This is a genomic window from Brevibacillus sp. FSL K6-6036 (genome assembly GCF_037964015.1).
Taxonomy (GTDB): domain Bacteria; phylum Bacillota; class Bacilli; order Brevibacillales; family Brevibacillaceae; genus Brevibacillus; species Brevibacillus borstelensis.
Genome location: NZ_CP150173.1, coordinates 1,089,756 through 1,112,099 on the forward strand (window position 1 = coordinate 1,089,756; position 22,344 = coordinate 1,112,099).

The following is a 22,344-nucleotide window of genomic DNA, read 5'->3' on the forward strand; positions in this document are numbered from 1 at the left end:
ATAAACACCTATACCGTCTGGAGGTAGAAGGCATGTACGGATACCCCGTCAACTATGTTCATTGGCCCTTGCCTGTCCAGGATGGCGGAAGACGCAGGGCTGTTGATACAACAGATCGCTCGCTGGCTGCGGAAATCCTGCAGGCAGTCCATCGGGAGGAGCGGGCTGGAAATTTCTACACGCGCCTGGCAGAACTAGCCCCTACGGAAAATGTGAAAGTTTTGATTACGATCATCAAGGACGAACGGCTCAAGCATCTGCAAAACTTTTCGCAGTTATATTCTCGGTTGACCGGTCGGGAACCGCAGCTTTTGCGTGAGCCTGTCCCGGCGCCCGAGTCATTTCAACGAGGCGTAGAGCTGGCCATCCGCGACGAGCTGGAGGCGGTCGATTCTTATCGGGATATCGTTGAGCGAGCTACCGATCCCCGCATCAGAAGGGCTTTTCAGCGGGCAGCAGAGGATGAGCAGCGGCATTCCACCTGGTACGCCAATATTTTGCTTTCCCAGGGAAGCTCATAAAAAGATATTTTTCATAGTTCATGAGAGCCAAATCAGTTGCTGATTTGGTTTTTTGTTGCATATGCGCCGGATTTGTCCCACGTCCAGCAACAATTCACTGCAAGCGATTTTTGGTTGGCCCTATGCATTGTTGAAAAAAACGGAAGCTTGTTCAATGCTTATAAACAAAGGGATGTGAAGGGGGATGGAAGAGACTCCCAGGCAACCCTTTGTTGACAACAGCCCGAGAACTTTTTATAATCTGAGACATTCCCGAAATGCAAAGATGAACACCACATATCGCTTGGAAAAGGAAGAGTAAAAGAGGGCACTGACGCCCAGAGAGCCTGCCTGAATGCTGTGAAGGCGGCCGTCACCTCTCTTTGAAGCCGCCTTGGAGCTCTGCTTTTGAACCGTTCAGTAGAAAGCAGCGGACAGGACTCCGTTATCAGTCGCAAGTCTATGGAAGACTTCATGAGTCTGTTTTTCGTGAGGAAAACAGAAAGCTGAGTGGTACCGCGAACAGATCGCCTCAGCAACCGACAATCCGGATAAAGCCGGGTCGGTTGCCGGGGCGTTTTTTATTCACGGGCACACAACATGAATGGAATGGAGTGGAAAGGAAATGGATCGACAGAAGCAACGCGAGCTGCTGCGGCTCCTGGAAGAGGACAGCCGTCGCAGCGCCGAACAGATCGCCAGATTGATGGGAGTATCGCAGGCGGAGGTGGAAGAGGCCATCGCCGCGCTGGAAAACGAAAAAGTGATCGTGAAATACCCGGCGCTGATCAACTGGGAGCTGGTCGAGGACCATCCGTACGTCACGGCTATGATCGATGTCAAGGTAACGCCGAAGCGCGATGTCGGCTTTGACGAGGTGGCGGATCGCATCTGTCGCTTTCCTGAGGTCCAGGCTGTCTACCTGATGTCCGGAGCCAGCTACGATTTGTCTGTCGTGCTGGAGGGCAAAACGATGCGGGAAGTGGCTGCATTCGTTTCGCAGAAGCTGGCGACGATGGATTCGGTCGTATCGACAGCGACGCACTTTATTTTGAAAAGATACAAGCATGACGGCATCCAGTTTGAGGACCGGGATGAGGACCGCAGGATGGTGGTCACCCCATGAGTCAGCACACTGTGTTACGAAACCGCCTGTCGCAAACTGTTGCTTCGCTCAAGCCGTCCGGCATCCGCCGCTTCTTTGATCTGGCGGCTTCGATGGAGGGCGTCATCTCGCTCGGCGTAGGGGAGCCGGACTTTGTCACTCCTTGGCGTGTCCGGGAAGCATGCATCTCATCGCTGGAGCGGGGCTATACGGCCTACACGTCCAATGCCGGGCTGTTGGAGCTCAGAAAAGAAATTCACAAATACCTGGAGGAGCGCTTCTTTGTTTCGTATCATCCGGAGACAGAAATGCTGATCACTGTCGGGGCCAGTGAAGCGATTGACATCGCGCTGCGCGCCATCATCGACCCGGGCGACGAGGTGCTGGTGGTCGAGCCCTGCTACGTATCATACGAGCCGGTTATCCGGCTGGCTGGCGGGGAGCCTGTCTTCCTGCGGACGAACGCTGAGCAGCAATTCAAGCTGACGCCGGAGGAGCTGGAAGCCCACATCAGCCCGCGGACCAAAGCGATTATCTTCTGCTACCCGAACAACCCGACGGGCAGCACGATGACTGCCGAGGAGTGGAGCAAGCTGCTTCCGGTGATTGAAAAGCAGGATCTGCTGGTCATCTCCGACGAGATTTACGCCGAGCTGACCTATGGAAGAATGCACGACAGCATCGCGGCTCTGCCGGGGATGAAGGACCGGACGATCTTGATTTCCGGCTTTTCCAAGGCATTTGCGATGACGGGATGGCGGCTCGGCTATGTCTGCGCTTCTCCCGACCTGCTTGCGGGGATGCTGAAAATCCATCAGTACACGATGCTGTGCGCGCCGGTAATGGCTCAAATGGCTGCCTTGGAAGCGCTGCGTCACGGACAGGCAGACATGGAGCGGATGGTGGAGAGCTACCGTCAGCGCCGCAATTTCGTCGTTCAAGGGTTTCAGGACATCGGCCTGGCCTGCCATGAGCCGGAGGGAGCCTTCTACGCGTTTCCTTCCATTCGCTCTACGGGCCTGGAGGCAGCCGAATTTGCCGAACGCCTGCTGATGGAGGAAAAGGTGGCAGTGGTGCCGGGTGATGTGTTTGGCGACTGCGGCAAGGGCCATATTCGCTGCTCCTATGCGACTTCGCTGGAACAGCTGCAAAAGGCGCTGGAGCGGATGGGACGTTTTGTCCAAAAGGTTTCTGCCAAATAAGATTGGCGTGCATGGAAAAAGGCCGGGAGCTGATCCCGGCCTTGCCTGTTGGATGGTGAGCACATCATTGCAGGAGAGCAGGAGAGCCGCCGCTTATGATTGCTCGTTGGTCAAATCCACTTTGTGCAGCGGAACGACCTTGGTTTTTTTCGTGTATTTGTAGCCCAGCCAGACGAGGATGAAGAGCGGCAGGCCGATGTACGATACAAGTGCGCCGCCCCAGTCGATCGTCTCGCCGGTAAAGGCGGTGTAGTTTTGGCCAAGCACGACGATGAGGCAGATGATGAAGGCGAGGATCGGTCCAAACGGGAACCATTTCGCCCGGTAAGGCAGTTGCTTCAGATCGTAGCCTTGTGCCAGATACGCCTTGCGGAAGCGGTAGTGGCTCACCGCAATCCCGAGCCAGGCGATAAAGCCGGACATCCCGGAAGCATTCAAGAGCCAGACGTAGACGGTGCCATCCCCGAACAGCGAGGACAGAAAGGCAAACATCCCGATAAGCGTTGTCAGCAGGAGGGCGTTGGTCGGCACGCCACGGCTGTTCACTTTGGCAAAAAGCTTGGGAGCTCTTCCTTCTTTGGCGAGAACATACAGCATCCGCGTAGACGCGTACATCCCGGAGTTGCCCGCCGAGAGGACGGATGTCAAAATGACGGCGTTCATGACAGAAGCGGCAAAGGCAAACCCCGCTTTTTCAAACACCAGCGTGAACGGGCTGACTGCAATGTCCGTAATGTCGCTGTTTATGAGATTCGGATTGTCGTACGGGATCAGCATCCCGATGACGAAGATCGCAAAAATATAGAACAGCAGGATGCGCCAAAAGATTTGCTTGATGGCTTTCGGAATGTTGCGGGCCGGGTCCTCGCTCTCGCCTGCGGCAATCCCGACCAGCTCGGTTCCCTGGAAGGAAAAGCCGGCGATCATGAAGACGCCGAGCATCGCCATAAAGCCGCCGCTGAACGGCGCATCTCCCTTGGTAAAGTTGTGGAAGCCGACTGCTTCGCCGCCCATAATGCCAAAAATCATCAATACGCCGACGATGATAAAGATGATGACCGTACTTACTTTGATCAAGGAAAACCAATATTCGGATTCGCCGTATCCTTTTACTGATAACATATTTAAGCCAAACATAAGGACGAGGAAAAGCGCGCTCCAGAGAATGGACGGCGTGTCCGGGAACCAGTATTTCATGATGAGCGCACCGGCTGAAAGCTCGACGGCAATCGTGATCGCCCAGTTGTACCAGTAATTCCATCCGAGCGCGAAGCCGAGGGACGGATCGACAAATTTGGACGCATAAGTGCTGAAGGAGCCGGATACCGGCATGAACGCCGCCATCTCACCGAGGCTCGTCATCAGGAAAAAGACCATCAGGCTGATCGCTATATAGGCAACCAAAGCACCGCCCGGACCGGCAGAGTGAATGGAGCCGCCGCTCGCCAGGAAAAGTCCGGTACCGATCGATCCGCCGATGGCGATCATCGTCAAGTGACGGGCTTTCAATCCGCGTTGCAATTGATTGGAAGACATAAAATAAAAACACGACCTTTCTCTTGATTTGCGGGAAGGAAGGCCGGAAATAAAAATACCACCACAAGCCAAAAACGGCAAAAGGGCGGTATGATCCAATCCCCACCAAGCCTTCACGGAAGATAGCACACCACGCTTGCTCGGCTGGCAAACGTGACAGTTCTGTCCCTTGTCGGGTACAGCCCCAGCCTGTGTGTACAGAGAATACACGGCAGACTTCGGCAGCTTTTCCTTCTTCTGGAGTCATCAATCTTCTCTGGATCTCGTACAGAATAATATAAAAGCCGCGACCTCTATCCTCATCGTGTCTGATGAGGATAATTGCTATGAGATTATGTTATGGTTCAAGTATATGGGTTTTTCCTTTAAAATCAAGTGTGATTTTGTGGCAGTGAGGTCCGGGACATCGCGACGGTCTATTATTTTTGGTTTATCGAAGCTGGAGAAGGGTACGAAGGAAAAGAGGGCCATGCTCTGACAGTATGAAGATTATGGTGTGGATATGACAGCTAATGGGATCGCAGGCTGCAAAAAAATGTGTAACAGATGCTACAAAAACCATCTAGTCATCTGAGTCTTTATTCATGGTAAAATAGTACCATAATTAGGAATGTTAGATGTCTTCCCTTCAAAGACACTGCACAGCTCGAACGCAAATAAAGGAAAGAGGTGAGCCGTTTTCATGAAGCGGAGTCTGCATCGACTGTTTTTGATGTGCCTCGCATTTCTGATCTGCTTTACCGGTTTTTCGCTGGAATGGACAAGCAGTCCTGCTATGGCTGCGTCGGCGGTAAATCGCACGAACGATCCGTTAAACGGGGATTGGTCCAAGCCGTATGCCGTAAAGTACGATACGACAGAGGCCGATCTGATGGTCCGGGTCGGGGATATCGACAATCTGGGCGGAGGCTGGCCGAACGGCTACGATCCATTTTCGGGAAAAAGCACAGGGGCCCCATATCCGAAAGTAACTCACCAGCCGACCGATCCGGCAGGAACGGACCAGCTGATGGTGATCAGCTCCTTTCAATATCCGGATTTGCGGAACCCCAAAAATGATGCCAATGATCATGTGGCGGACGGCTATACCCGAAACAATTACAGCAAGACAGCCAATCCGGTCGTTCCCATCAAGGTAACCTTTGACACGAAAAACACCCCGATCGAAGGGGCCATTCTCCAGATGTTCATCAATGACTATCAGCCGCGGAAGTATCCGGGGCGGGTCAAATATACAGCCGAGCTGAACGGCGTCCGGGCGCCGTTTCTGGAGAACGTTATCAACTCGCTCAACCAGCATGGGCCGATCGGAAAGCTGATCAGCGTCCAAATTCCGGATGAATACCTGCCGCTCTTGAAGGACGGAAGCCTGACCATCCTTCTCGATGACAAGACGACGCGAAATCCGTACGGAGACGGCGCAGCCATCGATTTTGTCAAGCTGCTGATCAATCTCGGAGAGTACAAGCACACCGGTACGATCAAAGGCAAGGTTACGGATTCGGGCTCGCCTCCCAAGCCGCTCGCGGGTGCTGTCGTATCTGCCGGGGGAATTGTTTCGGCAGTGACGAATGCGAAAGGCGAGTACATCCTCCAGGATGTCCCCGCAGGTCTGGTCTCTGTGGAAGCGGCCAAGGACGGGTACATCCCGCAGCTCAAGCTGATTGAAAACTTTGAGGCAGGAGACACCGCTATACTGGACTTTCAGCTCGCCCCGCAGCCAAGCGACAACGCCTACCTGCAAAATCTGACGGTAAAAGGGGAGACACTGGTCCCGCTTGAGCCCGGCTTTGACAGGTCGCAAGGCAGCTATGACGTTCATTTGAACAGCCATGTCCAAACTGTTGCGATCACCCCCACGCTCGAAGACAGCAGGGCGAGCATGACCGTAAACGGAGAGGGTCATCAGAGCGGCACCCCCAAGGTGATCCCGGTCAAGCCGGGTGCGACCAAGGTCACGATCGTCGTCACGGCGCAGGACGGAAAGACGAAACGCACATACGAGGTGACGGTCCATACGCCGCTCACATCGGTGGACCTCGCCCGTTCCCTGTCCAAATCGGCGATCAAGCTGGGGGAAACGAGTGTAATCCGCTACACGGTCACGCCCAAGTCCTTTTCGACTGAGGGATTGGCCGACAAACCCGCCGGCAGAGCAACGGGGATTCGTCCGTTCTTTTTGCTGAATCAGCCGTTTGTCTACTCAAAAGGCTATGACATCGGTTATGAACTGGACAAAGTGAAGGTGAACGGAAAGGGGAATTCGAACAACGGCGGACTTGCTTTGGGTGGAAGAGGAAAAAGCCATTTTCTCAGTGTGATGAGATCGGGCTATAGCGGCGAAGTGTCTGTCAACCAACAGCTCACTACGGAACCGAGCGCAAAGCAGGATGACATTTTGGACACGCTGAAAGATTTGATCCGCTCGGGAGTCAAGGAAATCACCATTCCCCTGGTAGACGAAAGCCAGCTCGCCGATATGCTGAAGGGCCGCGATTCGGTCACGGTCAACGCCTTTGCCACTTTTGGGTTGTCTGTAGTCAACAACAGGGTAATCGCTAATTTTGCGGGCTATGGTCCGCTGCCGGAGACATTCGCCGTCACGGACGTTACGCTGACCGAGCCGTTCCCTGCGGAGGTGCCAATCGAGAGCATCGATAAGTCGTGGAGCAAGCGAAGCGACAATGGGACGCTGAAGCTGAAGCTTCCGGACATCATCTACGAGCGCAAAGGGGATGTGTATCAGGCTGCGCCCGTTTCGTTTGGCATAACCGTGAAGCCGACCAGGACCGGCACGTACCTGCTGTCCGACTCGCAGCTGACGTACCGGGAAGGAAACGCGGTCAACAGCCGTTTCTTCAACAATTTGACACTGCAGGTGGATACGAATATTCCGCCAGTGACAGGACTGAAGGTCACCCCGGAAAAAGCCTCGATCCTCGTAGGGGAGACGGTCGGCTTGAAGGCCAGAATTACGCCTGACAACGCCGATCAAAGCGTGATCTGGACGTCTGCTGACAGCAAGGTCGCTACAGTCTCCTCCAACGGCATCGTCACGGGGGTGAAGCCAGGGCGTGCGGTCATTACCGCCAGAACACCGGACGGCAAATTCTCCTCCTCAAGTGAGATTACGGTAACGAGCAAGCCAGTCCTCGACCTTGCTGCGAACAATGGCTGGGATGCGATGTATCCGGAAAAAGCGGTTGTAACGGCGGAAGTCATCGATTTTCCAGAGTCGTTCCCGATGAAGCTGACAGTCAAGGTTGGCGGTGCTGAGCTCCCCGCCTCAGCGCTGTATGAAGCAAAGCCGTCTTCTTTGGGAGATGGGCGACAAAAGGTCACCTATACATTTGAAGTGGAAGCGGCTCGCAAGAAAAGCGGCGAGGAAATCGGCGAAGTGCTGAGAGTGGGACCGACGCCTGTCCAGGCAGAGGCGAAAAACGCCAGCGGCAAATCGGCCGATCCTGTGAGCAATACCTTGCTGTTTAATCCCGTAACGGCATTTGCAGCGACACTGGAGCGAGAGGGTTCGCCATTGAATCAAAAGGGCAGCTTGAAGGCAGAGCCGACAACGCTGGTCATGGAAGACGTGAAGTTTTTCTGGATGCCCGGTGTCGACCTTTCGGAGGTGGGCGCATCCTCCCCGTGGGTTCCTTTTAATCTGGGCAACAAGGCGACCGGCATTCCCTTGAATCCCTCCGGTCCGACCACGCTTGTCGTCGGGATGTTTCAGGACTTTAACCGCGATGGAAACTATGCCCAACCGGATGGGACACCGGATGAAAATGAAATTGTCGTTCGCGAGGTGTCATTGGGACAACCTATCGTTCCGCCTGATTTTGAACTGAGCCAGGGCTTGACGCTGCCGGACAGCGCAAAAGTCATTGTCACCCCTGTCATGGATACCGTTGACGAGCATACGCAATGGTTTTACAGAGTAGGGACGGGCGAGTGGCAGTCTTTCCCGGTGGCTTTCGACAAGAACGACAAGGGGAAGGCAAGAGGAGAGTTTTTGGTCGATTACGTAAAAGTGAACGGCAAATACGTGGATACGCCGGTTGCTGTAAAGGCGGTAAATCCGCTGAATGGCGACATCCATTTGGGGATTCCCACCGTAAAAACGGCGATCATAGAAGTGCCCAAACCGGGAAGCGGCGGCGGTGGGGGTGACCCGGATTATGATGATTTGCCCAACCTTTACGTTAGAGTGAACAACGGTACAGCAGCTTTGGAAAACAGGGCTGTTCAAGTGGAGATCGGGTATTCGTTCCGAGCAGAGAAGGATCTGGAGCTGGCTGCAGCGAGATATGCGATTGGCGATTCCGATGGGGATGCGGACTTGCTGAGAGAAATCGTTGCGGGTAAAGGAACCAGTATTCTGAACGGGAAGCAAAACAAAATCGTCAAAAACCTGAAGACAAGCTCCGGTCAAAGTCAAACGTATCAGATCGCGATCTTTGTGAAGGTGAATATTTATCACTCTTTAACAGGCGAGCTATTGGAGAGCAGGCCGTATCAGAAGATCGAAACGGTCACCGTCAAAGCGAAAAACAACTTGAACTAGCAAAAAGAACCTGGAGCTGTGAAAGGCTTCAGGTTCTTTTTGGCTTGATAGGGTCGTTTCTATTTTTGGCCCGTACGGGGAGGGGCGAGACGAGGGGGAAGGCCGAAAAAGCCGAGCATCCCCGGACTCGCTCAGGATATCACTGAACGTTTACGGAACGAGCTCCACCTCGTCGGGGTGGGGACTGTACTGAAGATCGTACAGATCGACGAAGAACTCCTCGGCAACAGGCAGGCCGGGGGTCTCCTGCTCGAAAATCCTGCGGTTGAACTGAATGGCCAGACGGGAGGCGAGACGGTCGTCCTCGTTTCGTTTGGTGTTCAGCTCGATGTAGGAGGACGGGCCGCCAGTCGCAATGCCGCCCTGGATGCGGTTAAAGGAGGCAACCGAGTAGATTTCCATTGACTTTTCCGAATAGAGAAAGGCCGAGATGGGCGGAAGCGATTTCCACGCATCGACGCTGCTCGTATGATCGGTCTCCTCGGTGTAACGGGAGGTCAGGCTGATCTTGCCGGTTGCGACGATCGCCAGATTCTTGTCGTCCAGGTTGGTAATCTCCCGGATCAGCACATCGCCATCGACAAAAATGGTGCCGTTGATGCGGATGTCACCGACGATGTCCAGATTTCCTTTGATATAGATCGTTCCCTCAAAGGTGAAGGGCTCTCCGCTGTTTCTCTCGGAGGCGTCCGCATCCGGGATGAAGGAGCCCAGTCTGCCCATTTCAACCGTAGCCAAAGAATCCTCGTCCGAAGAGGCAGGTGCGATATACAGCTTGCGCACAGATCCCCCGGCCAATTCATCCCCGGTCAAGCGGGCGGTCAGGGATACGGCGGAGGAGCCGTCCAAGCCTTCCTTGCTGTCTTCGGCCAGAATCGCGATGGATTCGCTTCCGGTAGGAATGTCGATGAGGCGGAACCCTTCATTCAGATACGCGTAGTCCCCGCTGTGCTCTTCCAATTGAACGGACTCGTCTGCTGCTACTCTTTCTTCGTGCGAGCTTGCTTTTCCCTCACGTATCATTTGAGAGATGTATTGTTTCGTCGACTCTCCTCCAGGGAAGGACAGAGACCTGGCCGAATCGATTGTATTTTGCACGACGGGCGGCTCATAGCCGGGCTCGTACGGCCTGTCCGATGGCGCGGAGAGAAGCGTCTCTTTGCTGTCTTTGGGCAGCGTCTTGGGAGAAAAAAGCGACGCCAGGCTTTGCCGGTCAGAGATGAGTGCCTGGTCGGCTTCGTCTGCGAGCGTTGCAGCGGAAGGAGCCTCCTCCTCCAGTCTCTCAAGCTGATACAGTCCGCTAACCAGTCCGCCGGAACGATTCGCATTCTGTGAAAGTGACAGTACGCCTTCCAAATATGGAAGGTTCTTTTCAAAAGAGCCTGATGTCCACTCGGCGCCTTGCCCATCGGGGGTCTCCTCGCTGTACCGGTAGTGTGTCGCAGTGACCACATGGTGAGCCGTCACATTGCCGATGATGTTGGAGCCGCCGAACAGGCGCAGCTCTCCGGGAGTGCTGACTGCATAATGAAACGGTGCGGCGATCGTGTTTATGTACACGGTAGAATTCAGGCGAACCCGGCTTTTCACTACAGACAGGTCTTCGCTTCCGCGAGCCGGAATGCCGATCACGGAGACCTTCAGCTTCAGCACGTATGGCTGTCCGGGATCTTTCTGCAAACGGATTTCGTCCAGAATGCGGTAACCGATGGCGAAGCCTTGGGCTGTCCCGTCCGGCAGGGGAGGGAGCATGGTTTGCTTGTAAGGGCCCTTCTCCCAGTCGGTGTCGTTCATTTCAGCGGCGATATTGCTTAGGACGTTCTTGATTTTTTCCTGGCCGCTCCCATCTTCCAGCGCTTGTGCAAGTTCCTCATCGTCAAAGGAAAGGTTTTGCTCGGCGTATTTTTGAAAGTAGGCCAGGCCCATGTCAGCCAGCATTTTCCCTTGAATCTCGTCTTCGGAGAATACGTGCTGCCGGGAGCTTTGCGCGACGTAGCTGAGGATGGACAGCCCGAGCACCGTAAACAGCACGACGATAAACAGGACGATCAAGAGCGCGCTTCCGCGTTCGTTGTTGAGGCGGTTCATCTACTCACTCCTCTGCAGATTGGAGACGGCGAATTCCGTTTTGACCAGGCGAATGTAGCTGTTGACTTTGCCGGATGCTTCTGTTCGCTCCAGCTCGGCCCTGACCTCCTCCAGATTTGGAAACCTCATCTGCTGCCCGTCGCGGTCGACAACCCTTTCTCCGTACGGTGCGACCACCAGATAGAGAGACAAGGTCTTGTTGTCCGCCGAGGTCGAAAAGAGTCCGCGGACGAGATAACCCGGTTCAAAGCGAAATGACTTGACCAGCCCGTCTGAAGGATCAGAGGGAGTAAAGCGGTAGACATTTCGTTTTACAAAGGATTGCGTGCTGCCGGACTCGGCATCGGAAGAGTCTTGATCGGAAGGGACATAGACAGTCGAGCTGGTGAAAACGACAAGGCCAGTAGAGAACTGGGGCGATACGCCGATTTCTCGGGTGCCTTCTTCCGCGTCTATTGCTCCGTTACTCCCCGCTCCCGCTCCTCCCTGTTCGGCCAAAAGCAGCTCGCCGGCCTTTTTGCTCTGCATGATCTGGCGCAAAGTGTCCATTTCCTCGTTTTCGGAATCGAGTGAACCGCCGTCTTTTTCCAGTTCAAAATAAGTCGCTCCCTGCACAGTCCGCATCACTTCACCGATGGCAAAGTCAGCGACATTGCGCAGGTCGGTCTGTTCCCGCGTCTGGTTGAAGACCTGGACGCCTGAGACGTAGACAGAGGTTAACGGGATCAGGATGATCAGAAAGATGAACAGGGAGGCGAGCGTTTCCAGCAGCGTCATCCCCGATTGATCACGCAGGAGGCGAGAGATTCGAGTCCTCAGCTTCATGGCGTTGTTCCTCCTGTCCGGGGATCGGCGACGGCGGTCTGCAGCATGGCAAGCTGCTGTCCCTCGGGAGAAGTGACGCGAACTGTGATGAGGATCATCGTTTGATCGTCAAGCCTGTACCCGCCGTTGTGCTTGTCCAGAAAAGAAAGAGAGAGCTTTGGCTGATAGATTCTTTCGTTGACCTCCACATCGGGAAAGGAAATCTCCTTGTTCTTCAGGTGGTCGGTTAATGCCGCAAGCTTTGGATAAGTAAGCTTGTCGGAGGCATAGTCTCGGAGGGAATCATCCGGGAGCGCTGCAGTCTTCAAGTCTCCGTTCCCTGATCGCCAGCTTTCTGCCAACTGCCTTGCCAGATTCATCGCAACCAGCTTGCTGTCCTCTTTTCCGGAAAGCTCCAGACCGCGCAAGAGAAAATTGCTCAGCAATAGGAAAGCGATGGAGAGTATGACAATGGAAGCGAGCACTTCGATCAGCGTCATCCCGTTTTCATTTCTGCTTTGTTCCCACACGATCGCAATTCCTCCTTTCTTACTAATTCTCGTATTTCATGATAATCGGTTGAAAGCGTATTCCAATATGGATAAAAGGTGACATTTCGAGGGAGGGAGAATATTTTTCGACAAAATTTTAGAGGAGATGCATGAAACCTGTCGAAATTAAGTTATTGCATAAAAATGGATGCAACCAAAGAACTATGCTAATCTACTACTAATGTACTATGATCTACGCCTTTTGGCTATAAAACAGGTGATCCTATGCTTCTATCAGGTTTAAGCGGCTATTACATTGTGTACCTGCTTCTAACCCTTCTGTTGTACCTGCTGCTCCGTCGCCGCCTCTTTTCTCGTAAACGGCTGTCCGTGATGACAGCTTCCGGGGGTGCCTTCCTGCTCGGAGCGCTCCTGCCATTTTCCCTGTCTCTTTTCGGGAGGTTGGAAACGGCTGTTGCAACCATCCTGATCACGCTGCTCCTTTCCTATTTCATTGCGAGAGACTTTGCCAAAAATGACTTTACGGAAAACACCGGGATTCTCGCTGCTCAAGTATTTGCCGATACTGCTGCTCAGCAGGGGCTGCCTGGTGGCGGAAACGCTGCTGCTTCCAAAGATTTGACTGCTCCTGATCAGCGTGGAGAGCGGCTTTACTGGTATGAGCAGGGACAGAGCATAGCGTTCCAGGAGATTGCGGCTGCCATGGAGCAGGAAGCGGACGGCGTCGAGGCTGGGCGGTGGACCGAATCGCAGACTGCATTAGAGCCTGAATCAGAGCTTAAACCGTGGCCTGAACCGGAACGTAAACCGGCAGATGAATCTGAATGGGCCGAAAAACAGGGAAGCCCCGCTGAAGCGTTCCCGTACTACCACGCTGCTGATCCAGCTTTTGCGGAGTTTGGCAGCTTCGAAGACACGGGAATAGATACGAGAAGACAATCCGGTTTGAAAACGGATGATGCAGCGGATGAAACGAAAGCGGATTGCTTATCACCCTTGCCGTTCTTTGAGTTTGAGGAGGAGGACACGGGAAGCGGAAAGATAGAGAGGATAGCGAAGGCAGAGAAGATAGAGAAGATCGAGAAGATAGAAATGGCAGAGATAAAAGCAGGTTCTGAAATGACGGCAGAATCGGCGGAGCAGGACTTGGACGATTTTGGGTGGAGATTTTCGGATGAGCCGATAAACGCTGATTTCTTTTCGCAGGACGCAGATTCACCCGGAACGGAGCCAGGGGAGCCGCCGACGTCCCCTGATGGACAACGTTTTTGGGAGGAGCTCTCCCTGGTCGGGTCTTTGCATGATGAATCCGGCAGGCTGTTGAGCCGGTTCGAGGAAGAACTGGACCGTGTGGATGATCCTTCTTTGACAGGTGCCGGAACATTGACAGGCACTGGAACATCGCCGGGCCATGCCTCGGGAGCAAAGCATGAGCAGGACACATCAAATCGGAAGTGAGCGGGATCGTGTTGGAAAAAAAACAGTACAAGTTGTTTGGCGGGGCCTTTGCGCTCCTGCTTATCCAATCATGTGTGTTCGGGGCGGTCTCCCTGCTCGCCTCCGGCTTGTGGGACCAACCGGATTCGGAGGCGGGCGGGAGGCTGTCCGATGTACAGGTAGCCGGCCTTTCGCTAGCCGGGCTGACGATAGAAGAAGCGCGGGCCAGCGTGAAACGAAAGGTTGAGGACCTCTCCGGAATGCCCGCCGTGCTTACCCTCGAAGATCGCACCTATTTACTTGACAAGGAAAAGCTGGGATTGCGTTTCGAGGCAGAAGAGACGATCCGGCAAGCCGTTGAGCGCTCTCGCGATTCTGCGGGATTGGCAGGATGGTTTCAGCGGCTGGCAGGGAAACAAGCGGACGGCACAGTACCGCTGGCCGTTCACTACGACCGCTCCGAGCTGGTTCGGCAGGTGGAGCGCATCGCCGGCGAAATTGACCGGAAAGCGGTCGCGGCTACACTCCGAATCGAAAACAATAAAGCAGTCGTGATACCGGATCAGGCTGGTTATCAGGTCGATGTGGAAGAGACTGTTTCGGCTGTCGAAACAGAGTTTCGCACCCTGCGCTACGGTCTGCGCATACCGATCAAGGCGAAAAAGGACGAGCCGGCAATCACACGAAAGGATCTGGAGAAAAGCGTGGATTTGCTGGGCGAGTGGAACGGGACGATTGGCACGGAGGGACCTTCTCGCCTGGTGAACGTGAAAAGGGCTGCCGACCTGCTTAATGGCACCATCCTGATGCCGGACCAGGTGTTTTCCTTCAATGAAGCTGCCGGGCCGTTTACGACAGCAAAAGGCTACCAGCTTATAGATGAACGGCAGGCAATACCCGACGGCCTTGGCGGAAGCGCCGTACAGGTAGCCTCTGCGTTGTACGAAACGGCGCTCACCAGCTCTCTGAGCGTGGTGGAGCGGCACAGCCCGAAACGCCCGGTCGATTTTCAAAGGATCGGACTGGAAGCATTCGTAAACGGACGGGATATGGATTTGCGCTTGGCCAATCGAATGAAGACGCCGGTCTATATCCATGCAGCGGTTGAGCAGGGCCGTCTACGGGTCGCTCTTTACGGAAGCGGTCAGTCATCGGAGAAGGGCAAGCCGCAGCTCATGACGGAAACAACCGAAACCTTTAGCCCCGATACGATCGTTCGGGTAGACCGCGATATGAAACCGAATCAGGAGCGGATCGTGCGCGTCGGGGAAAAAGGGCTGCGGGCAAAGGTGTTCCTCTACGATCCAGGTTTGAATCAAAAGGTGCTCGTCTCGGACAACCTGTATCAGCCTGTCCCGAACGTGATCGCTGTCGGTCCGAGAGAAGTGGGAGCGGTCGGAACGAAAAGCCGGGAGGAAGACTGGCCGACAGAAGCGGAAGCGGAGCCATGGGTCGGCAGCGAAGCGGAAGAGGAATTGCCGCCGGAAATCATCTACGGAAGCGTGAAGCCATACGGGGATAGCTACGCGCCTGCCGATACAGGCAGCAGCGCAAGACCTCCCGATATAGCCCCTTTGCCGGAAAATACAGGGGCTGCCGTTCCTCAAGGCTCAGCTTCGGTTGGTGCGGGAGCAGCGGTAAAGGTCGAGAAAAACAACGGCGTCATTATTTTGCATGACGCGCCTGAGAGGTGACGGGCATGGGTAGGAAACGGCTGGGGGACATCCTCGTCGAGAGCGGCCTGATCAGCGAAGAGCAGCTACAGGAGGCGCTGGTCGAGCAGAAAAAGTCGAAGCTGAAGCTGGGGGATCATTTGCTGCAGCAGGGCTACATTACGGAGCAGCAGCTGATCGAGATTCTGGAATTCCAGTTGGGAATCCCTCACGTCAGCCTGTATCGCGTCAAAATAGACCCGTCCTTGTCCAGCATCGTTTCGGAAGAGGTGGCGAAACGATATTCTCTCATTCCGTTGAAAAAAGAGGGAAACAAGCTGACCGTGGCGATGATCGATCCGCTCGACTACTTTGCGATCGATGAGCTGCGGCTCAGCACAGGCTTTGTCATCGAGCCGGTCATTGCTACCCGGGACGAGGTCCAGCGTGCGATTTCCCGGATGTACAGCATGCAGGGTTCGGTGAAGGAGCTGATGGAAAAGATCGAGGCGGACGAGATTGAAGAATCTCGCATCGTCGATGAAGATTCCCCGATCGTTCGCCTGGTCAACCAGATGTTTGAACAGGCAGTCCAACTGCGTGCCAGCGACATCCATATCGATCCGCAGGAGGACGGGGTCCGCATCCGCTATCGGGTAGACGGCGTCTTGCGGACCGAGCGCGTGCTGCCGCGCCACATGATCGGCATTTTGACAGCGCGGATCAAAATCATGTCCAACCTCAACATCGCGGAGCGGCGCACTCCCCAGGACGGCCGGATTCAGATGCATGTGGACTACAAGGAGATCGACGTTCGGGTATCTACACTTCCGACCATTTACGGCGAGAAAATCGTCATGCGCCTCCTGGATGTGTCCAATGCCTTGATCGAAATAGACAAGCTGGGCTTGACCAATCGAAATCTCTCCTATTTCCGGAATTTGATCAACCGGCCAAACGGCATCATGCTGGTGACGGGACCGACGGGAAGCGGGAAGACGACCACGCTGTATGCGGCACTCAACCACCTCAACCAGGAGGATGTCAATATCATTACGGTGGAAGACCCGGTCGAGTATCAGTTGGACGGAATCAATCAAGTGCACGTAAACGACGGAATCGGCATGAGCTTCGCATCCGTGCTGCGCTCCATCCTGCGTCAGGACCCGGATATTATCATGGTCGGGGAGATTCGCGACAAAGATACGGCCGAGATCGCGATCCGGGCAGCATTGACAGGGCATCAGGTGCTAAGCACGCTGCATACCAACGACGCCGTGAGCAGCGTTACGCGCTTGCTGGATATGGGCATTCCTCCGTTTTTGCTGGCTTCTTCGCTCAACGGAGTCGTAGCCCAGCGACTCGTCCGGCGTATCTGCAAGGAATGCAAAAAAGAGATGCCGGCCACCGAGCAGGAAAAAGCGATCTTTTCCCAGCGCGGACTGCGCATTGAGACGATTTGGCGCGGCGTGGGATGCGGCAGTTGCAGCATGACAGGGTATCGCGGCAGGCTGGCGGTCCACGAAAGCTTCGTCATGGACGATGCGTTTCGGCAGATGATTATTCAGCGTCTCCCCGCTGTCGAATACAAGCGACACGCCGTAAAAAACGGGATGGTGCTGATGTTTGACGATGCCCTGTTGAAGGTAAGACAGGGGTTGACCACCCTGGAAGAAATCTACCGGATCGCACTGCCGGAATAGTGGCCGGATCAATGCCAAGGAGGGTAAGAACGGATGGCTGGCGTCGAAATCAAAAAGCTGCTCAGATACGCTTTTGAAAAAAAGGCATCGGACCTGCATGTGACAGTAGGCACCTCTCCCGTATTCCGGATTGACGGGGAACTGCGCCGGCTCGACATTTCTCCGCTTGCGCCAAGCGACACCGAGGAAATGGCCAAGGAGCTGATCCCGCAGCATTTGTATCCGTCCTTTCTGGAAAAGGGAGAATTGGATTTCTCCTACGGACTGCCGGGCATCTCGCGCTTCCGCGTCAATGCGTACCACCAGCGCGGGTGCATCGGGCTTGTCGCCCGGGTCATTCCGACAGGCATCCCGTCACTGGAAGAGCTGGGACTGCCGGAGGTAATCCGGAAGCTTTGCCACAAGCCCCAAGGGTTACTGCTCGTTACAGGGCCGACGGGAAGCGGCAAGTCGACTACATTGGCGGCGATGATCGACTACATGAACAGGACGATGAGAAAGCATATCGTTACGCTGGAAGACCCGATCGAGTATTTGCACAAGCATCAGCTCTCCATGGTCAATCAGCGGGAGATCGGCTTTGATACCAAAGATTTTGCCAGCGGACTGCGGGCTTCGCTGCGGCAGGACCCTGACGTCATATTGGTCGGCGAGATGCGGGATCTGGAGACGATCTCGACAGCAGTCACAGCGGCGGAGACGGGACATTTGGTGCTCGCGACGCTGCATACAACCGATGCGCCCAAGACCATCGACCGGATTATCGATGTCTTTCCGGGCGACAAGCAATCCCAGATTCGGATGCAGTTGTCTTCCGTTCTGGTCGGGATCGTCTCGCAGCGCCTGTTTCCGAAGGTCGGGGGCGGCCGGGCAGTCGCCACTGAGATTCTCGTTCATACACATGCTGTCGCCAACCTGATACGCAGCGAGAAGAATCATCAAATCAAAAGCTTGATGCAGACGGGACGCGAACTGGGAATGCACACGATGGAAAGCTCCGTCAAAGAGCTAGTGGACAAGGGACAGATTACTCCCGAAGCCGCGCAACACTATTTGAATGAAAGGGCGCTAGAGTAGATGCCGACGTTTATTTACGAAGCGAAGGACCGCACAGGCAGGCGCAAGCGCGGGAAGATCGAGGCTGCCGCCAAGCCAGTCGCCATCGTTGAGCTGAAGCGTCAAGGGCTGGCCCCGCTTTCGATTGAACAGGAAGCGAAAGGCTTCCTGCAGCGCGAAATCCATTTCGGCAAGCCGGTGAAGTCGCAGGAGTTCGTCGTATTTCTGCGCCAGCTTGCCACCCTGATCAGGGCGGGGATCGGGATTGTCGATTCCGTCCATATTCTTGCCCAGCAAAGCGAGAGTAAAGTCTTGCGCAAGATACTGGAGGAGGTAGAAGCGGAGATTCGCAAGGGCGGACAGCTGTCTGAGGCGTTCGGCAAGCATCCGAAGGTCTTTGAAGCAATGTTTCTCAGCATGATTCGGGCCGGGGAAGCGTCGGGAAGTCTGGAAATCGTCCTGGACAGGCTTGCTACCTACTACGAAAAGTCGCACTACACGCGGGAAAAAATCAAGTCGGCGATGATGTACCCGATCACAGTCGGGATTTTGTCTATTGCCGTAACGATGTACCTTTTGATCAACATCGTGCCTACCTTTGTCTCGATGTTCGCCAGCTTTCACGCCGAGCTTCCCGCGATGACCCAGATGGTCATGGCAGCTAGTGAAAGCGTAGTTAGTTCTTGGTACCTATATGCAATAGGTCTAATTGGCATATATTTTGTATTTCGCATTATTGTCAATACTTCTTATGGACGATATTTTGTGGATTATGCTACACTGAGATTGCCGATATTTGGCAAACTTATGCAAAAAGGCGCATTGGCCCGCATGAGCCGGACGCTGAGTACGCTATTTTCCAGCTCGGTGCCGATTTTGCAAGCACTCACGATTGTAGAAGACGTCGTTGGCAACAAGATTATCAGTCAAGCCGTGCATGAATCAAAAACCAGCTTGCGCGAGGGCAGGCCGCTATCCGAGCCGCTAAAGCGTGCGTGGGTAATCCCGCCGCTCGTCTCACGCATGATCGCCATCGGAGAAGAGACCGGATCGCTGGATCAGATGCTGGAAAAGGTAGCTGATTTCTACGAGGCGGAGGTGGACAGTGCCGTTGACAAAATCAAGTCGCTGATCGAACCATTGATGATCGTCCTGCTTGCGGCGATTGTGGGTACGATTGTACTTGCCATCATGATTCCGATGTTTGAGATTTTTGGTAAAGTACGCTAGGCATGAAGGATATTGTGGGGAGGAACTTATATGTTTACACGTTATTTGAAGGATCAACGAGGCCTTACGCTGGTCGAACTGCTCGCCGTTGTGGTGATTTTGGGGATTATTGCGGCGATTGCGATTCCGTCAGTAGGAAATATCATTGAAAATAGCCGCAAGGATGCGCACATCGCGAATGCGCAAATGTTGGCAAATGCGGCGAGAATGGCAGCTACTGCTGAAGGGAAAGCGACTGGGGATTATACCTTGGAAGAGTTGCAAAAAGAAGGATTTATTAGTGACATTCAGGTTCCAGGGGAAGATAAAACTTACGATGTTAAGAAAAGCGAAGTCACAATTACCGCTAAAGAGGACAATGATACAAAAATTACGAAGCAAGTAATTGAAGTAAAGTTGCAGGAAGGAGATAGGGTTTTTGTAGATGAAGATATTAGTGCCTTGGATCGAGACAAAGTATACCTTGATGGTAAAAAGTAAAAAATCAACTCAAGATTTATAAGAGAATATATATCTATTGAGAAAACAAACGCTCGCCGAAGAAGCCTGTTTCCTGATGTACGACTTGTCCAGCCTGGCTCAGCAGAGCAGCGAGTCGCAGGAAACAGGAGCGTCACCTCTGAGTGACCCTGACCCTAAAGCTGTCCGACTTTGACGCTCCCACCCGAATCGCCTCGGCGCGTACAGGCCCCGCTTCTATGCAGGGCGGAACCGGAGGGAGCCTGGAAACAGGCTTCTTCCACTACAGCCACGGCTACGAGCGCTTTTTAAAACACGGGCAACAAAATGAACCAATAAAAACTTCCTACATCCCAATGCGGTGCAGGAAGTTTTTTCCTGAATCAAAGCAAACTATACCCGTTCCACCAACTAGGAGAGAAGCCATGGAGTACCTGATTACGGCCGTCCTGTTTGTATTCGGCCTCGTATTCGGTTCATTTTTCAACGTCGTCGGTCTGCGAGTCCCGCAGGGGGAATCCATTGTCCAACCGCTGTCTCATTGCAAAAGCTGCAACACCAGGCTGCGTCCCCTCGATCTGATCCCTGTTCTTTCCTATTTGCTGAATAGGGGGGCATGCCGCTATTGTCGGACAAAAGTCTCGCTGCTTTATCCAGTCATGGAAGGCATCTGCGGTATCTCATTTGCCCTTGTCTACCTCACATACGGCTGGAGCGCCGAAATGTTTATGGGTTTGCTGTTTGTCTCGCTGCTCGTCATTGTGAGCGTGGCTGACCTCGCCTATCGGCTTATCCCGGACAAGGTGACTCTGCCTGCGCTGGCTCTGTTTCTCATACTCCGGCTGCTCGTCCACCCGACACAGCCCTACTGGATGCACTTGATCGCCATGGCAGTCGGATTTGGCCTGTTCTTCCTGCTCACCGTACTGTCCCGCGGCGGTGTAGGGGGAGGCGACATCAAGCTGTTTGCCGTAGTGGGTCTGTTTCTGGGCCTGCCTTTGCTGGCGCTTTCCATCTTTTTGTCAGCTCTGTTGGGAACGCTGTTTGGCATCATACTTATGCTCTTTCGAGGGGCGGTGAGGAAAACGCAGGTGCCATTTGGACCATTCATCGCTGCCGGGTCACTGCTTGCCTATCTCAAAGGAGATGCGATCATCGGCTGGTATGTGGATGTGTTCTTCTGACAGCAAATGAAATAGCAATTTCCTTTTCCGCTAAGCAGCAGGTTGACCGGGAAGGTGTGTCGAAAAATAAGTGAGTGATAGAAGAAATGTGTCGAAAAATGAAGAATTTCGTCAAGTGGCAAGCTTCCTATAACACAATAATCATCGACAGGGCGAAAGCTTGCGCATGCATTAAGGAACCGGATTTCCCAAACACAGGAACTGGAATTGCATCAGCTCTGGGGCTGACAGAAAGGAAAAGAGGCGGATGAAACTGCGCATCCCTTTTATGACGAATCCCGTTCGTATCGGCATTGCCGTGGAAGAAGACGGGCTTCGCTTTACAGAAGCACGGCGAACGGACACAGGCGTGGAGATACGGCAGGCAGGTCTGATCCCGCTGGAGGAAGGAACCTTCGAGAACGGGCGGATCACGGATATCGAGCGGGTAAAAATACAGCTGACTCTAGCCAAGAAGGAGCTGCGGCTTTCCAAAAAGAAGGCGGTTCTCTCCGTTCCGACGTCAACCGTGGTGATTCGAAAAACCATTCAGCCCAAGCTGACGACGGACGATATTCGTTCTTTGCTCGAAATCGAGCTGGGGACGACCATTCACCTTCCTTTTGCAAGGCCCTATTTTGACTTTCACAAGATCAGAGAAGTGCCGCCGTCGCTGGAGATGGACGAGCTGGGAGAGTACAGCCTCGCGGAGGAGCCGCAGCCGGAGGATGAATACTTGGTGATTGCCGCTCCTGGTGATTTGATCGACCAATATATCGAATTGTTGAAGGTACTCGATATCGAAGTAACGGCTGTTGATATCGAACCGCTTGCTCTGTACCGGCTGCTGGAGGAGAGCGGGGAAGTCCACAAAACCGACTTCATGTTCCTGCAGCTCGGACGGCATTCGGTCAACGTCAGCATTTTTCAAAGCGATATTCCGGAGTTTTTGCGAAACATTCCGATCCATCTCGCCCATTATGAGCAGGCTTCCGCATCCGGGGGGACAGACGGTGCTGCTGCCGTCCATGCATTATTTGTAGCTGATCTGGTCAGGGAAGTCGACCGCGTGATCAACTTCTATCAGTTCAGCATGAAAAATGACGGGACCCGTATTCAGACGATCTATGTAACCGGTGAAGATGACGATTTGGAGCACACCATCCAGCTTCTTAAAAATCGCATGACGAGCTTTGAGATCGTTCCTCTGCCCATCCACCATATCCGCCTTCAGCATACGCAACCGCTGAATGTTCAGGCCTTTACGGCAGCGGCGGGACTAACCTTGAGAGGTTGACGCAAGTGGTAACCATTAACCTATTACCAAAAAAGA

16 protein-coding genes, 1 riboswitch and 1 other annotated feature are annotated in these 22,344 nt (G+C 53.9%); of the genes, 12 read left to right on the forward strand and 4 right to left on the reverse strand.

The genetic code is table 11. The features are described from left to right. Nucleotides 1–32 precede the first annotated feature (32 nt). From NST37_RS05670 to NST37_RS05680, 3 genes are all read left to right on the forward strand, one after another. Nucleotides 33–521, forward strand: coding sequence for a ferritin-like domain-containing protein (locus tag NST37_RS05670; RefSeq protein ID WP_003392191.1), 489 nt, complete (start codon nucleotides 33–35; stop codon nucleotides 519–521). 275 nt (nucleotides 522–796) lie between these two features. Beyond that, nucleotides 797–1,038 (forward strand) — a binding site (T-box leader). Nucleotides 1,039–1,125: 87 nt separating this feature from the next. Next, the gene (locus tag NST37_RS05675) at nucleotides 1,126–1,626 is read left to right on the forward strand and encodes an Lrp/AsnC family transcriptional regulator (RefSeq protein WP_003392188.1); all 501 of its coding nucleotides are present in this window, start codon (nucleotides 1,126–1,128) and stop codon (nucleotides 1,624–1,626) included. After that, nucleotides 1,623–2,807 carry an aminotransferase gene (locus NST37_RS05680; RefSeq protein WP_339186398.1) on the forward strand — a complete coding sequence of 395 codons (1,185 nt, stop codon included), beginning with the start codon at nucleotides 1,623–1,625 and terminating at the stop codon, nucleotides 2,805–2,807. The genes NST37_RS05675 and NST37_RS05680 overlap by 4 nt, the downstream gene beginning before the upstream one ends. Before the next feature lie 93 nt (nucleotides 2,808–2,900). Here NST37_RS05680 and NST37_RS05685 read toward each other — a convergent pair whose 3' ends face one another. Beyond that, nucleotides 2,901–4,343, reverse strand: coding sequence for an amino acid permease (locus NST37_RS05685; protein ID WP_003392184.1), 1,443 nt, complete (start codon nucleotides 4,341–4,343; stop codon nucleotides 2,901–2,903). A gap of 115 nt (nucleotides 4,344–4,458) precedes the next feature. Continuing rightward, nucleotides 4,459–4,647, reverse strand: a riboswitch (Lysine riboswitch). A 378-nt stretch (nucleotides 4,648–5,025) separates the two neighbouring features. On the opposite strand from NST37_RS05685, the gene NST37_RS05690 reads away from it, so the two are divergent. Continuing rightward, nucleotides 5,026–8,907 (forward strand): cadherin-like beta sandwich domain-containing protein, encoded by a 3,882-nt coding sequence (locus NST37_RS05690; RefSeq protein WP_339186400.1) that lies wholly within the window; start codon nucleotides 5,026–5,028, stop codon nucleotides 8,905–8,907. A 150-nt stretch (nucleotides 8,908–9,057) separates the two neighbouring features. On the opposite strand, the gene NST37_RS05695 is transcribed toward NST37_RS05690, so the two are convergent. The 3 genes from NST37_RS05695 to NST37_RS05705 are packed head-to-tail and all read right to left on the reverse strand — an operon-like array spanning nucleotide 9,058 to nucleotide 12,329. Then, a complete protein-coding gene (locus NST37_RS05695; RefSeq protein ID WP_327956176.1) occupies nucleotides 9,058–10,995 on the reverse strand; it encodes a hypothetical protein in 1,938 nt (645 codons plus the stop codon). Further along, nucleotides 10,996–11,820, reverse strand: coding sequence for a prepilin-type N-terminal cleavage/methylation domain-containing protein (locus tag NST37_RS05700; RefSeq protein ID WP_003392175.1), 825 nt, complete (start codon nucleotides 11,818–11,820; stop codon nucleotides 10,996–10,998). Further along, nucleotides 11,817–12,329, reverse strand: a complete 513-nt coding sequence (locus NST37_RS05705; RefSeq protein ID WP_339186402.1) for a type II secretion system protein — start codon at nucleotides 12,327–12,329, stop codon at nucleotides 11,817–11,819. Before NST37_RS05705 ends, NST37_RS05700 begins: the two co-directional genes overlap by 4 nt. Before the next feature lie 246 nt (nucleotides 12,330–12,575). Here NST37_RS05705 and NST37_RS05710 point away from each other — a divergent pair, with 246 nt between their 5' ends. From NST37_RS05710 to pilM, 8 genes are all read left to right on the forward strand, one after another. Next, nucleotides 12,576–13,769, forward strand: coding sequence for a hypothetical protein (locus NST37_RS05710; protein ID WP_339186403.1), 1,194 nt, complete (start codon nucleotides 12,576–12,578; stop codon nucleotides 13,767–13,769). A gap of 8 nt (nucleotides 13,770–13,777) precedes the next feature. Next, on the forward strand, nucleotides 13,778–15,442 hold the full coding sequence (locus NST37_RS05715; RefSeq protein ID WP_339186405.1) for a VanW family protein: 1,665 nt from the start codon (nucleotides 13,778–13,780) through the stop codon (nucleotides 15,440–15,442). A gap of 5 nt (nucleotides 15,443–15,447) precedes the next feature. Beyond that, entirely contained in the window at nucleotides 15,448–17,103 is a 1,656-nt protein-coding gene (locus NST37_RS05720; RefSeq protein ID WP_024985513.1) for an ATPase, T2SS/T4P/T4SS family, read from the forward strand. Nucleotides 17,104–17,136: 33 nt separating this feature from the next. Then, the gene (locus NST37_RS05725; protein ID WP_003392164.1) at nucleotides 17,137–18,180 is read left to right on the forward strand and encodes a type IV pilus twitching motility protein PilT; all 1,044 of its coding nucleotides are present in this window, start codon (nucleotides 17,137–17,139) and stop codon (nucleotides 18,178–18,180) included. Next, on the forward strand, nucleotides 18,181–19,389 hold the full coding sequence (locus NST37_RS05730; protein WP_339186407.1) for a type II secretion system F family protein: 1,209 nt from the start codon (nucleotides 18,181–18,183) through the stop codon (nucleotides 19,387–19,389). A gap of 30 nt (nucleotides 19,390–19,419) precedes the next feature. Beyond that, nucleotides 19,420–19,869 carry a prepilin-type N-terminal cleavage/methylation domain-containing protein gene (locus tag NST37_RS05735; protein ID WP_039071509.1) on the forward strand — a complete coding sequence of 150 codons (450 nt, stop codon included), beginning with the start codon at nucleotides 19,420–19,422 and terminating at the stop codon, nucleotides 19,867–19,869. Between the two features lie 404 nt (nucleotides 19,870–20,273). Beyond that, a complete protein-coding gene (locus NST37_RS05740) occupies nucleotides 20,274–21,032 on the forward strand; it encodes a prepilin peptidase (RefSeq protein WP_339186409.1) in 759 nt (252 codons plus the stop codon). Nucleotides 21,033–21,279: 247 nt separating this feature from the next. Continuing rightward, the gene (pilM, locus tag NST37_RS05745) at nucleotides 21,280–22,308 is read left to right on the forward strand and encodes a pilus assembly protein PilM (RefSeq protein ID WP_003392157.1); all 1,029 of its coding nucleotides are present in this window, start codon (nucleotides 21,280–21,282) and stop codon (nucleotides 22,306–22,308) included. Nucleotides 22,309–22,344 lie beyond the last annotated feature (36 nt).

Excerpts from the sequence above, each read along its gene's own strand:
- NST37_RS05730 (WP_339186407.1), top strand. The coding sequence starts at position 18,181 with ATGCCGACGTTTATTTACGAAGCGAAGGACCGCACAGGCAGGCGCAAG.
- NST37_RS05690 (WP_339186400.1), top strand. The coding sequence starts at position 5,026 with ATGAAGCGGAGTCTGCATCGACTGTTTTTGATGTGCCTCGCATTTCTG.
- NST37_RS05710 (WP_339186403.1), top strand. The coding sequence starts at position 12,576 with ATGCTTCTATCAGGTTTAAGCGGCTATTACATTGTGTACCTGCTTCTA.
- NST37_RS05675 (WP_003392188.1), top strand. The coding sequence starts at position 1,126 with ATGGATCGACAGAAGCAACGCGAGCTGCTGCGGCTCCTGGAAGAGGAC.
- NST37_RS05685 (WP_003392184.1), bottom strand. The coding sequence starts at position 4,343 with ATGTCTTCCAATCAATTGCAACGCGGATTGAAAGCCCGTCACTTGACG.
- pilM (WP_003392157.1), top strand. The coding sequence starts at position 21,280 with ATGAAACTGCGCATCCCTTTTATGACGAATCCCGTTCGTATCGGCATT.
- NST37_RS05695 (WP_327956176.1), bottom strand. The coding sequence starts at position 10,995 with ATGAACCGCCTCAACAACGAACGCGGAAGCGCGCTCTTGATCGTCCTG.
- NST37_RS05735 (WP_039071509.1), top strand. The coding sequence starts at position 19,420 with ATGTTTACACGTTATTTGAAGGATCAACGAGGCCTTACGCTGGTCGAA.
- NST37_RS05670 (WP_003392191.1), top strand. The coding sequence starts at position 33 with ATGTACGGATACCCCGTCAACTATGTTCATTGGCCCTTGCCTGTCCAG.
- NST37_RS05680 (WP_339186398.1), top strand. The coding sequence starts at position 1,623 with ATGAGTCAGCACACTGTGTTACGAAACCGCCTGTCGCAAACTGTTGCT.
- NST37_RS05700 (WP_003392175.1), bottom strand. The coding sequence starts at position 11,820 with ATGAAGCTGAGGACTCGAATCTCTCGCCTCCTGCGTGATCAATCGGGG.
- NST37_RS05725 (WP_003392164.1), top strand. The coding sequence starts at position 17,137 with ATGGCTGGCGTCGAAATCAAAAAGCTGCTCAGATACGCTTTTGAAAAA.
- NST37_RS05720 (WP_024985513.1), top strand. The coding sequence starts at position 15,448 with ATGGGTAGGAAACGGCTGGGGGACATCCTCGTCGAGAGCGGCCTGATC.
- NST37_RS05740 (WP_339186409.1), top strand. The coding sequence starts at position 20,274 with ATGGAGTACCTGATTACGGCCGTCCTGTTTGTATTCGGCCTCGTATTC.